Here is a 13,721-nt window from a genome sequence, read left to right as displayed (position 1 = left end):
CAAACGCGTGCATTTACAAAATCAGCTAAATGTTCTCACAAAACAATAACAAGTACAATAAATTTTATATATAGAAATTAATTTTACATACAAAATAGCGATGTAGAAGTCCTTTGCATATCGTTAAGAAGATTCGGGTAACTAAGCGGTGCTTGAAGATTTAGCTAGTGTTCATCCTGGAATGGGGTCGTAGCAAGAGCGTTCCAGAGGTACAAGATGGATACTGCAAGATGTAGTCGTTTAGTCAGTCTAAATAACTATCTCTTGTGGTGTTCAGGTTGTGCTTCTGGGCCGTTCGCAGTAGACATTCATTTCAACTAGCTAGCGTCAAACCCTAAAGCAATGGATATTTCCTGGGCTGCTTGTTGAATTAATTGATGAGCGTCGGCCGCACTCGTTTGACGTGATGCATCGAGGTATTCAAAGAAGGGCACAATTAAGGCTGCCACCGCTTGATCCTGGTAGTCAAAAATAGGGTATCCAATGTCTTGTATACCCTGAGCTTGCGCACTATGGATGCTTTCGTAACCCTGACCCAGTACCTTCCTCACCATCTTATCAATATTAAATCCGTTTTCATTAGGGTGATGTGCTGGAATACGACTTAACATTTGGCTGCGGGTACTTTGGTCTGCAAATGCCAACAACAGATGACCAGAGCAGGTATTCATCAATGGTGCTTCAGCGCCTAATCGAACACTAAATACTCTTTCTGAAGGAGAGTCCTGTTGCACAACCACATGTCCTTTACCTTCATAATAAATAACCAAATGACATGACTGCTCTATGGCGTAGGATAAACGTTGTAAAACAGGGGCTGAAACACTAGTCAAACGTTTAATCGGAGGAAAACGATGGGCCAATCCAAACATTTTTAACGTTAACCTGTACCTATCACTGCCAAGTTGAAGAGATACATAACCACGTTGTTCCAACACAACTAACATTCTAAATAATTCACCAACTGATCTATTTAACGTTTTGGTGATCTCACTAATGTTCATGCCTTCAGCTTGATTTGCCAGTAGCTCCAAAATATCCAATCCTTTTTCAAGTGCTGGTGCGCTGTACGTTTTACGTTTAGATGGTTCTAATATCTCAGTCGGTTTAGTCATTTAGTGTCCTTGTTTAAACCTAGGTAATAATCGCTTGGCAGCATAATGCGTTACATTTTTTGTAAGAACAAATTTGTTTTGCTCAAACCATAGGATTGCTGCATTTAATAGCTTAGCGTTATGTGCCTTCAAACTACTGATAAAAGAGCCTTGATAATTGCTAACATCTAATTTTTCAGAAAGCTTAGCAACACTCTACGCTGAAATAAAATCATAAATGCCTGTCCGTCTTATTTCGAACGTTTTTACAGTCCCGTCCTGAAATAGGTTGACACTTATTTCACATTAAAACGCTCGATGAATCTAATTGGGCGTTTTGTATTTTAGGGCTAGGTGAGGCCTCGCTTGCCTTTGTGTCTGCCGCCAATCAGGGCATCATCCAGCTTAATGGTACCGTTTAATTGATACAAACCATCCCTGTGGCCCATAGCCAATCCGAGTTTCTTTAATATCAGCCTGGCTGTCCGCCAGTTCACTTCAATACGTTTGCTTAAGCTAAGGGCCGATATACTGCCTTTATCTAAGTCAAGAAAAAAGATAACCCAAAACCACTCAACTAAAGAGAGGTGCCTGCCATGAAACCGCGTCCCCGCCATCACCGATGTTTGTTTTTTACCATGCCCACATCGTATAAACGACGATCACTTATTTCATAGTTCCGATCATGACCACTGCACGGACAAATAAACGCGTTTGGCCATTTCATTTTCTTCAAAACAAAAGGCTAAATATTTTACGCACACTTTAAAATGAGATAAAAAATGTGATTTTTTTCCTTATTTATTATTCTGTTCTAATTAAAGGTGCGTTAATTCAGCTTTTCGACATACATATAAAATGCTGCCAAGCCTTTACTTAATCCGCTTTCATCGGATTGATGATCAAACCAAGCGCGAATATCGATATCACCAGAATCTAATGCAACATTGAAAGTAACAGATGTTGCCCCCGGAGGGATCGGCATGGTCGTTGCCTCGCCATTAAGCTGTAAATGAGCATAGCTTTTTGGAATCACTTTATTCGCTGGAATATCGTGTAAATACAAGGTTATGGCGTAATTACCGTTTTCAGCCACATTTAATGCCCAAGGTGACACCATAAATTTTTCTTCATTACCCACCCAGCCATGACCATTGCCCCACTTGTCGTCGCCAAACCCTGGCCACCAAGGCACTTGATTTGTGTTGGGTGCTAACCAATCCATACCGGTTAAACGAGACGGGTTTTCATGTTCACTGCCGATAATTGGACGTGTCGTTGGTGTACCCTTGCCAGTAGTATGTTGCCACCATTGTTCATAGGTTTTAGCCATAGCAATGACGCGCTGTGGATGTTGCTCACTAATATCATTAACTTGCCCGGGATCAGTAGTCAAATCAAACAAGGCCTCACCACCATCGTGCTCAGCATGTACAAGGCGCCAATTGCCTTGCATTACAGCATAAGGACGCTGTGGATCAGGGTTTAACACTCTTTGGTTAGTCACTACCATGGTTCTATCAGGTAGACTAATCCCTTCTCTTAATACTGTTACCAAAGACGTACCGTCAGTATCAAGGTTTTCACTATCGATACCGGCTAAGTCTAGTAAGGTGGGCAGTATGTCTATATGTGCGGCTAGGTCGTTTATATCGGTAGGGTCAGTCAATTTTCCATTCGGCCAGCGAATAAAGAAAGGCACTCTATGACCACCTTCATACACTGAGGCTTTACCTTCGCGCATATAATTGTTTAGGGTATTCAGTTTTTTGCCTGTTTTCGCTTCAATCTCTAACTTAACGTCGTCTGCAATCCAGGTTAATGGTTCGCCATTACTTTTGGCCGCCATTGATGAACCGTTATCGGTCATAAAAATAAAAATGGTGCTATCTTCAATTTTTTCATCACGCATCGCTTGGCGTAGTCGTCCAATATTGTCGTCAATATTGGTAATCATGCCGAAGAACTTGGCCATATCGTCGTTCAGACCTAAGGCGCGATAGGGCTCAATGTTTTCCTCTGGCGCTCGCCAAGGAATATGCGGCGCATTGGTAGACAAATATAAGAAAAATGGAGCCTCTTCATTCGTTTGTTTTTTAATAAAGTCGATTGCTTCATCAAACCAAACATCGGTAGCAAAACCGTTATATTTTTTCTCTTTACCATTAAGGAAATAGGTGTCATCAAACTGGTCATTTTCCCAATAATCGGGAGACTGGCCTACTCCGCCGCCGCCATGACTTAGGACATGTTTGAAACCTTGATCTTGTGGGCGAAATGGATAGTTCTCACCTAAATGCCACTTACCAATCATCGCGGTATTATAGCCGGCATCGCCCAATAATTCGGGGAGAATATCATGCTTGTCCGATAACATGTGCCGTCCCATCACCGTATGCCAAACACCAGCACGCAGCGAATATTTACCACTCATCAAAGCAGCACGGGTGGGTGAACAGGTGGGATCTACGTGAAAATTGGTAAAACGGTGACTTTGTGATGCTAATTCTTCAATTTTAGGAGTTTTCACAATGGGATTATTGAACATGCCAAAATCGCCATAACCTTGATCATCTGTCATCACCAAAATAATGTTTGGGTGCTCTGCCGAGGTGACGGCATTTTTGGCACTGGAGTCTAAAGGATCAGCCATATCTGCACTTTTCTGACATGCAAAAAGAGCTAAACAAACCGTTAATATACTAAGTGCTTTGAATGGATAACACACTCGTAAACGTTTAAATTTCATAACTGTTCCTATTGTTAATTATCTTAATGTTTCTTCATAGGTTGGACTTTAAGAAATAACCGGATTCAAACCACACTGCAATCGCTGGTTTTCCTGTCTCGATCAGGATGTGCCCGTTTAGCATATATTAATAGGTAATCGACCGTCCAATTCCATAGTTGTTTTAACACAACCACATCACAATGAGTTATTGATTCCATACCACCATAAACGAAGATATCTCCACGCCTTTTAGTCGGCCAAGGCTGAAACCGATACCCATTTTCACTAACAATACGAGCAGGCTGGCCCATATTAGTCCTTCCGTTAACTTGGGATTGCACGTGTTGAATTAGCGTCTCAATGATTATATGCTGGGTTTTTATATAAAAATACAAGCATCATAACTAATGTAAAATTATGATACCTGCTCAATTTATTGCCTTGTTACAATCTACCGGTTATACCAACAGTTACGGTACGTTCTCTATTAAATGAACCGTTAAAGGTTGATTTTTCCTGAAAGAAATCACGACGCCCTTCTTCAGTGATATTGTTTACATCAATAAAAACAGACAACTTTTCAGTTAAATCATAACTAGCATTAATATTTAAACGTTCGTCAGATTCGGTAAACACGGCTCTAGAGTTCGCAGCCTGTGCACCTTGACCAGGTAAATTACGAAAATAATCGTCACGAAATATATAACTTAAACGAACACCAAAATCATCTTTCTCAAAATATAAAATGGAATTAAAATTATTTTTTGATGAGCCAGGGAAGCCAAAACCATTATCCCCTACATCTTCATCGAACTCACTATCTGAATAAGTATAATTCGCTTGTATACCAATACCATTAAATGGCTCAGGTAAAAAAAGCAGTGGTTGATTAAAGCCAAGCTCAAATCCCACTACATTACCATCTGAAAAATTCTTAGGTGTTCGCACATCAAATAAAGTGTCTCCTTGTCCAGGTAATGTCTCCTGTGTGGTAACGGAAAAATAAAGTCATTTACATCTTTATAAAAGAAGCTAGCCACGTATGCCCCTTCAATATCATTGTAATATTCTAAAGTTGCATCAAAAATATAGGAAATTGTAGGTTCTAGATCACTGTTACCACGTTGACCCGTGGGTATATCGCCGGGGTTGTTTGGTTCGTTAGACGCTTCTCTGGGAACCAAATCCGATGGATTAGGACGAGACATGACCTTTGCTATACCTAATCGAAGCGCAAGTCCATCGTCGAGATTAAAATTTATATTACCACTAGGCAAAAACTCCCAATAGCTGTTATCCGTAGCTGTAGGTGTAATAGAACTATCAGGGTTTATACGAGCACCTTGCCCCTCAAACTTCACGTTAACGATTCTTACGCCAGCATTCGCTGAGTAATCTAAGCCAAATAATTCACCATAAAAATTTGCCTCACCGTATGCCGCGAAAACGTCCTCTTTGTAAGCAAATGAACCTGCCGGGGCAACGCCTAGATAATTACTTTCTCCTAAGGCAGGAATATTGTCATAAAATACATTCAAATCGCCATCAGGAAAGTCGCTAAATACATTGTCGCCGGAATAAAAATCGTAATCGCTGTTAGTATCACCAATACCTGCTTGACTTATGTTGTATAACTCGTCTGCGGTTAAATCGCCTGCAACATCCGAAATATGTGTCCGAGTAGTTACTATATCGTCTTTGGTATAACGAACGCCAAATTCAACTGATTCGACAGCGCCATTATCCATAGTCCACACAAAGTCAGCTTTAGCACCCCATTGTTCGCCACCCATAAAAATATCTCGCACCAAAGACATCCCGGGAAGTAGCGCATAGTCCGCATTATTAATAGGACCTAGATCTGTACTGAACAAGCCATTATCAGCATTGAAACTAACCTGATTTGCCGGAATATTTTGTAAAAGTATGGGCAGATCTAGATCTTGAAAATAATCAACGTCAGAATAATGAACGTCAAAATTAGCATGTAAACTTGGTGTTAACTGATAGTCGACATTTAGGCCTATAACAGAAGATTCAGTTTCGTTCCTAAAAAGAAAAGGGATAAATTGAACCCTCACTTCTTGATCATCCGAAAATCCTCCCTGAACTACAGACTGCAGGGTATTATTGGCATCAATAACAATATCATTCGGATCGAAAACAGAATTTCTAATTGCTGGACCATAAATTGGCGCTATTCGATTACGGATCGATGAATTATCAAACGTTGTATAAACAGTATCCGCAATAATCGTTAGGTCTTTATTTACCTTCCATTGAATAGCGCCTGACCACGACTCTCGATATTGCTTCTCACGAATAGGTTCAAAGTCAATTGCGTTGATAATAAATACATCTTCAACAATTTCGTCAGCGATACCATCACCAGAATTATCTAATTGAATATCTGAGGTGACTACAGTAGGAAAGAGTTGATCCCTACCTGGATATGACGATGAATCAAGATAAGAAACATAAAAACCTAAAGTATCATCCTCTGATTTTGCACCAAATAAAGCACTTAAACGGTCGCCAGTTTCATTCCCAATAGAGCCTTTGTCCCCTTGCAATGTCAACGAGCCAAAGTAGCTCCGCCCTTTAAGGTACTGATGCTCATCCAAAGGTTTTCTAGTCGTTAACTCGACCAGACCGGCAAGTCCTGATTCGGGATCACTTGCTGTTGGCGTCTTTTTAACAACAATGTTCGATATAATATCGGTAGGTATTACTTCAAGATTAAATGAGCGTAAATTTGATAGACCCTCTGTGCCCGATGATAACGCGGTTCTACCGTTAACTGTCGTCGTCACATATGTAGGTCCTAAACCTCGAATAGATACCCGATCGCCTTCTTGACCTCCATCATTACGTTCAATTTGCACCCCGGGTATACGCTGTATGGCGTCAGAAATCGAAGCATCGGAAAACTTACCTAAATCATCAGCGGAAATGGCGTCAACAACAGAATCAGAATTTCGTTTCAGATGTTGAGCTTTGAGAATACTGCCACGGATACCTTTTACGGCAATAATTTCAACGTTGTCAGATTCTTGAGCACCTGCGCTGGTTGCCAAAGGCAATTGCAAAGCAGCGGTTGCTGCAATCCCTAAAACTAATTTGATGACATGTGAAATTTTGTTTTGATTGAAACTGTTATTATCTATTTTATTTTTCATATGAATTGTGCCCTTTATGTGTCGTCAATTTTAATGTTAAAAACATTTACTTCACCAGTAAAATATTGATGCATTTACAAAATCATCACAAGACTCGCACAATATTTTTACATGCGCAAGCTTATTTTAAATATGCAATTTAGTTTTATATGCGAATAAAGCGTACCTAGAATCCCTCCTAAGGCTGTCAGACAATAGAAAACAACAAATATAAATTAACAAAATACTTACATACATGAGCAAATCAAATAAATGAAGGTATACAATCACGGTTCATCTTAAGTATTCGGGTGCATATTCCGGCCTGCACTGAAAACAATTTCAGAAAGCGAGTCTTGCTGGGCCACAACATGACCTTTACCTTCGTAAGAGATCACTAAATGGCAGGATTGCTCTATGTCATAATATAGACGTCTAAATATAGGTGTTGCGACACTAGTGAGGCGTTTTGCGGGCGGAAAGCAATGGGCGAACCCAAACATATTTTAGGTCAAAACATACTTATCACTACCTGGTTTTAGAAATACGTATCCTCGCTGTTCCAGTACCACTAACATTCGAAACAAGTGACCCATAGAGCGTTTTAGATGTGTAGTTATCTCACCAATATTTAAGCCCTCTGCTTCTCAGGACAACAATTCTAAAATATCCACCCCCTTTTATAACGCTGGTGCCGGATATTGTTTACGCTTTTACTACTTATCTTTTTCTTGAGGTTTATCCATTACTTATCTCGCGAGCTGAATGTAAATTATCAGTGGGAAATAATGAATCACAATCTCTAATCGAACAAGTTTATTGAGAAAAACCTTAAATTCGTTATACCTATGTTTAACACATCAAAATCAATTATCGGTTGACACATTGTTAATTTTATACTTAAATAATTCTTTTATATACAAAATTAATGACTATATGCACGGTAAAAATACTATTATTTCCTTAATAACCCATGATATTCGCTTCCCTACGTCAGAAAGCTTAGACGGTTCTGATGCTATCAATAAGGATCCAGATTACTCCGCTGCTTATTTAACTATCTGTACTGAGCAGGGTAATAAAGGAAATGGTTTAGTTTTTACTATAGGCCGCGGAAACGATATTTGTTGCAAGGCTATTGAGGCCTTAGAGGATTTGGTCATTGGCAAAGATTTCAACGCAATCATTCAAGATATTGGCGCGTTTTACGATACCTTACGATCCGATAGCCAGTTGCGCTGGTTGGGACCCGAGAAAGGTGTTATTCATATGGCTATAGGTGGTGTGATGAACGCGATTTGGGATATGTGGGCAAAACATGCAAACAAACCACTTTGGCGTTTATTAGCCGATATGAGTCCAGAAGAGTTTATTAATTGTGTTGATTTCAGGTACCTGTCTGACGTGCTCACAAAAGAAGAGTCGCTGACTATGGTCAGGGCGAATCATGCCACTAAAGCCGAACGGATCGAGTACCTAGAAGAAAATGGTTATCCCTCCTACACGACCTCAGCAGGCTGGCTAGGCTACAGTGACGAAAAACTAAAAAGACTCTGTCAAGAAGCATTAGATCAGGGCTTTAAACATATAAAATTAAAAATCGGACAGGATTTGCCTAGCGATATTAGGCGTTGTCAAATCGCCCGCGATGTGATCGGTGAAGACGTCAAGTTAATGGTAGATGCTAATCAAATATGGGAAGTAGATCAGGCCATCGAATGGGTAAATGAACTGGCCCACGTTTCCCCTTGGTTTATTGAAGAGCCCACTAGCCCAGACGATATTTTTGGCCATAAAAAAATTAAAGAAAACATTGGCCAGGTGAAAGTCGCCACAGGTGAACATTGTCACAATCGCATAATGTTCAAACAATTTATTGCCAATGATGCCATCGATATAGTGCAAATTGATGCCTGTCGTTTAGCCAGTGTGAACGAGATTTTAGCGGTTTATTTGTTGGCCGCAAAATACAACAAGCCGGTCTGTCCACATGCTGGTGGCGTTGGACTATGTGAGTACGTTCAACATTTATCTATGATTGATTATGTGCATATCTCTGCAGATTTAACCGACCGAGTCGTGGAGTTTGTCGATCATTTACACGAGCACTTTGTGGATCCATGCGTGATTAAAAAGGGCGCCTATGTCGCGCCGTCCGCCCCAGGTTATAGTATTGAAATGTTCGAGGAAAGTATTGAAGCTTTCACCTACCCTACGGGCAGTGAATGGCAGAAACGCATTAACAATAAGACTAAAAAACTGGATGTGTAATGAAAGATTATTTTGATCCTACGTTGCCTGATGTTGCAACATAAAAAAAACGTGCCAAGGCACGTATACCAAATTTCGCTTTTGATTATCTGGAAGGCGGCTGCCATGATGAGATTGGCTTACAACGTAACCGTCAAGATATTCAATCGGTGCGATTGCGTAGTCATTTGTTAAAATCGTTTGATAAATCAGACATGTCAGTGGAGCTGTTTGGGCATAAATACGATGCGCCCTTTGGTATCGCGCCAATCGGCTTGCAAGGCTTAATGTGGCCAAAAGCGCCTGAAATCTTAGCCAAAGCTGCTGCTGACCTAAATGTACCCTATGCACTTAGTACCGTATCCTAAGCAAGCCTAGAGAGCATCGCTAAAATACCCGAAGGTAAAGCCTGGTATCAACTCTACAACCCCACGGATAAGAGTATTCGTGATGACTTATTAGGTAGGGTTAAACAAGCGGGTTACCAAGTATTAGTGGTGACCGTTGATGTTCCTACCTTTGGTTATAGGCCCCGAGGGTACTGTCAAGTTACCGGGATCGGATGAATTGAATGGTAGTTTAACTACCTATGCCAAATTTTGGAAATAACTCGCCCTGTTCCATTCAATAAACGATTTGTCACGGATAAATCTATAATTATTCGCTTTCATTAAATGGCGACCAAGCCTAAACAGATTATTAACCACTCCATGACAGGAGAGAAATCGTTGAGCCTGACCTTGGGATTTAAATTTCCTCATCTGCCTTTCCTGTTGTCGACTAGGTTGATGAGATAATTCACATCGGTTGTTTTCGTAGTGCTGGGTAGAATGCTCAACATCAGGTATCAGTTCTTTCATTGCTGCTGAATAACTGCGCAATTTATCGGTGATTATCCCGATTGGCACGGCTTGTTGCCCTTTGAGTAACTTTCTGAAGAATCGTTTCGCCGCTTTCTTGTCTTTACGTTTCTGAACCAGAATGTCAATTTCGTCACCATCCTGATCGACTGCCCGCCAAAGGTAATGCAGCACTCCATTTATGTTGATAAATACCTCATCAAGATACCAAGTATTACCTAATCGTCCACGGTTCTTTTTTAGAAGTTTGCAATATCTTTGACCAAATTTCTGGCACCAGTTTCTGATAGTTTCGTAACTGACGGTAATGCCTCTTGCTGCCAGCCACTCTTCGATGTCACGGAAGCTAAGCGTAAATCTGTGATAAAGCCACACAGCGTGACTGATAATTTGGGATGGATAGCGATATCCGGCATAAATATTAGTATTTTTCATACCTTGATTATCGCACGTTTCTGAGTCTGCTCGTTAACTTGACATTACCCTTATTGGTTATCCCATAAGTTTGGGCATGTATTGAACCAAGGTGAGAAGTGTTTAGACATCAATATGGGATAGTAACTTATATCGAAAACCTTTCACTATCCGCATACTACTTTGAAATATTATCACTAAGGATGGGCGTCTTATCCTTAGTGATAAGTACTTTTTTAGAGCAGTGAGCGGATCACATATTGCAGAATGCCTCCGTGTCGGAAATATTCAAATTCATTCGGAGTATCAATACGAATATCTGTAACAAAGCTGAATTCACTGCCATCATCTCTTGTTACTTTAACCTTGGCTTGCCTTTGCTTGGCTTTAACCGCTTCAATTGAAAACTGTTCTGTGCCGTCTAATTGATAAGTATGCGCGCCCTCCCCCGATATAAACTGTAACGGTAAAATACCCATACCAATAAGATTAGAGCGATGAATACGTTCGTACGTTTCTGCAATTGCCGCCTTTACGCCTAGCAATAGTGGACCTTTTGCAGCCCAATCTCGAGAGCTGCCCGTTCCATATTCTTTACCCGCAATAACGATGGTAGGCACCTTAGCAGTGATATATTGCTGAGCAGCCTCAAACACAGACATTTGTTCGCCACCAGGCTGTTTTCGTGTAAAACCTCCTTCTGTGCCGGGGGCTAATTCGTTACGCAGTCTTACGTTAGCAAACGTACCGCGCATCATGAGTTCATGGTTACCACGGCGCGAGCCATAGGAATTAAAATCTTTTGGCTCAACGTGATGAGCCCGTAAATACTCAGCGGCGGGTGTGTCGTTACCAATTGCGCCAGCTGGGGAAATATGATCAGTGGTAACACTGTCAGCTAACTTTAATAAACACCGTGCATTTTCAATCGCTTTTACGGGTTCAGGCTTAGCCGGCATATTGGTAAAAAAGCTTGGTTTTTTTACATAGGTGCTGTCGGGCCAGTTATAAATGTTGGCATCTACCGTTTCTAGGTTTTGCCATACATCACCACCTTCATACACACTGCCGTACTTATCAGTAAACATCGCCTCGTTGACGACTTCTGCAACTATGTTTTGAATCGTTTCTTGGGTTGGCCATAAATCTCTAAGGTAGACAGGTTTGCCATCGCGACTGGTACCCAGAGGTTCTTTGGTAATATCAATATTCATATTACCGGCAATTGCATAAGCGACGACTAGTGGTGGTGATGCTAAGTAATTTGCCTTAACTTCAGAGTGTATTCGGCCTTCAAAATTACGATTGCCCGATAACACCGAGGTTACCGTTAGTTTGCCTTCTCTTATGGCCTCAGAAATCGGTTCTGGTAATGGGCCAGAATTACCAATACAAGTGGTGCAGCCATAGCCAACCAAGTTGAACCCCATTTTATCAAGCTCTTTAGATAAGCCGGCTTTGTTTAAATATTCAGTTACTACCTGTGAGCCAGGCGCAAAACTTGTTTTTACCCAAGGTTTAACCGTAAGACCAAGTTCATTGGCTTTTTGAGCAACCAGTGCGGCAGCTACTAACACCGATGGATTAGAGGTATTGGTGCAACTAGTGATGGCTGCGATAACTACCGCGCCTTCATCTAGTTCAAAATCTTGTCCCTTGAAGTGACAAGACACGCTGTTTTTTGATGATTCTATTGAGTGACCACCCTCGCTTTCAAAGTTACCTTGTTGAGTATCATTGGGCGCAATGGCGAGCTCTTTTTGCTCGGTTATCCATGTTTTAAATGCCAATGCTGCATTGTCTAAGTCAATTCTATCTTGTGGTCTTTTAGGGCCTGCAATAGCCGGCACGACTTGGTTTAAATCAAGCTCTAAATTGGCGTGGTACTCAGCGTCTTTCTGAGATTCACTGCCCCACATTCCTTGGGCTTTGGAATAAGCTTCTATTATCTCAATTTGCAGTTGACTGCGGCCAGTTAACGCTAGGTATTTAATCGTTTGCTCATCAATAGGAAAAAGACCGCAGGTTGCGCCATATTCGGGCGACATATTGGCTATTGTTGCCCGATCAGCAACCGTTAAGTGTTTTACGCCAGCACCATGAAATTCGACAAACTTGCCCACAACACCAAATGCGCGCAATTGCTGGGTGACGGCTAACACTAAATCGGTTGCTGTTGTACCCGCTGGCAATTTACCGGTCAACTGCATACCAATGACTTCTGGTATTAACATGGTGACGGGTTGGCCCAGCATGGCCGCCTCGGCTTCAATGCCGCCGACTCCCCATCCAAGCACACCTAAACCGTTAATCATGGTGGTATGAGAGTCCGTGCCTACCAGCGTATCCGGATACAACATAACAGCGTCTTGCTGCTCTTCAACAAAGGTGACTCGCGCCAAATATTCCAAATTTACTTGATGCACAATGCCTTTGCCGGGTGGGACCACTTTAAAATTAGTGAAAGCACTTTGGCCCCATTTCAAAAATTGATAACGCTCTTTATTACGCTGCACTTCAATTTCAGTATTGTGTTTAAACGAATCTTTGTGACCAAACTCGTCTACCATAATTGAATGGTCAATCACTAAATCTACTGGTTTAAGCGGATTAATCTTGTTTGGATCTCCGCCTAAATCAAGCATCGCATCACGCATCGCAGCTAAATCGACAATAGCCGGGACACCAGTAAAGTCTTGTAATATCACTCTGGAAGGTACAAAAGCGATTTCAGTCTCAGACGAAGCGTTTGTGTCCCACTTGGCTAAGGTTTGAATATCTTCTGGCCGTACATATAGTTCATCGCCATGACGCAGTAGGTTCTCTAATAGTATTTTAGCCGTGAGCGGCAGTCGCTTTATGTTGGCATCTATACTGGATAAGTCGAAATATTGATAATCTTTGCCTTGCACTGTTAATGTGGAAACATGTTTATTTAATGATTTCAATTTATTCCCCTTTTTTGGAATGCTTTTTTGGTTTAAAAATACTTATAAGTTCAAAATGGCTAGACCACATTTAGGATCTAATAACGTTATTAATTTTTGACAACAGTATTTGCTATTTCATTAACTACACCTACAATCGCCGTCTTCAGATTGGAGAGATTTGTTAAGTGCTCGATTAATAATTAAGATAGCATCATAGATCGTCAAAAAACACTTATCACAAATGCCTCATTCTGCTTACCAATTATTGTATTTATAGCCGGTAT

Annotated in this window: 8 protein-coding genes and 2 pseudogenes; 2 read left to right on the top strand and 8 right to left on the bottom strand. The window is 41.0% G+C overall.

Annotated elements, in window-relative coordinates:
- Positions 1-317 precede the first annotated feature (317 nt).
- The 6 genes and pseudogenes from C427_RS09455 to C427_RS09435 form a co-directional block, all read right to left on the bottom strand.
- On the bottom strand, positions 318-1,115 hold the full coding sequence (locus C427_RS09455; RefSeq protein WP_007638427.1) for an IclR family transcriptional regulator: 798 nt from the start codon (positions 1,113-1,115) through the stop codon (positions 318-320).
- 338 nt (positions 1,116-1,453) lie between these two features.
- A pseudogene (locus C427_RS09450) lies at positions 1,454-1,830 on the bottom strand (transposase); the annotation flags it as partial.
- 93 nt (positions 1,831-1,923) lie between these two features.
- Positions 1,924-3,843 (bottom strand): arylsulfatase, encoded by a 1,920-nt coding sequence (locus tag C427_RS09445; RefSeq protein WP_007638425.1) that lies wholly within the window; start codon positions 3,841-3,843, stop codon positions 1,924-1,926.
- Positions 3,844-3,908: 65 nt separating this feature from the next.
- Positions 3,909-4,136 (bottom strand): hypothetical protein, encoded by a 228-nt coding sequence (locus C427_RS09440; RefSeq protein ID WP_034899441.1) that lies wholly within the window; start codon positions 4,134-4,136, stop codon positions 3,909-3,911.
- A gap of 133 nt (positions 4,137-4,269) precedes the next feature.
- Positions 4,270-4,737: a TonB-dependent receptor domain-containing protein gene (locus C427_RS28190; RefSeq protein ID WP_015430744.1), complete on the bottom strand. Its 468-nt coding sequence runs from the start codon at positions 4,735-4,737 to the stop codon at positions 4,270-4,272.
- Entirely contained in the window at positions 4,737-7,004 is a 2,268-nt protein-coding gene (locus tag C427_RS09435) for a TonB-dependent receptor (protein WP_015430743.1), read from the bottom strand. The genes C427_RS28190 and C427_RS09435 overlap by 1 nt, the downstream gene beginning before the upstream one ends.
- A gap of 864 nt (positions 7,005-7,868) precedes the next feature.
- Between C427_RS09435 and C427_RS09430 the strand changes: the two genes are divergently transcribed.
- Entirely contained in the window at positions 7,869-9,254 is a 1,386-nt protein-coding gene (locus C427_RS09430; protein WP_015430742.1) for an L-fuconate dehydratase, read from the top strand.
- Positions 9,255-9,319: 65 nt separating this feature from the next.
- Positions 9,320-9,799, top strand: a pseudogene (locus C427_RS09425) (alpha-hydroxy acid oxidase).
- A 21-nt stretch (positions 9,800-9,820) separates the two neighbouring features.
- On the opposite strand, the gene C427_RS09420 reads toward C427_RS09425, so the two are convergent.
- Both C427_RS09420 and acnA read right to left on the bottom strand, forming a co-directional pair.
- A complete protein-coding gene (locus tag C427_RS09420) occupies positions 9,821-10,528 on the bottom strand; it encodes an IS6 family transposase (protein ID WP_007638419.1) in 708 nt (235 codons plus the stop codon).
- Positions 10,529-10,743: 215 nt separating this feature from the next.
- Positions 10,744-13,455, bottom strand: a complete 2,712-nt coding sequence (gene acnA / locus C427_RS09415; RefSeq protein WP_007638417.1) for an aconitate hydratase AcnA — start codon at positions 13,453-13,455, stop codon at positions 10,744-10,746.
- Between the last annotated feature and the right edge of the window lie 266 nt (positions 13,456-13,721).

It is taken from the genome of Paraglaciecola psychrophila 170 (assembly GCF_000347635.1).
Taxonomy (GTDB): domain Bacteria; phylum Pseudomonadota; class Gammaproteobacteria; order Enterobacterales; family Alteromonadaceae; genus Paraglaciecola; species Paraglaciecola psychrophila.
This window is presented reverse-complemented; position numbering and strand designations above follow the sequence as displayed.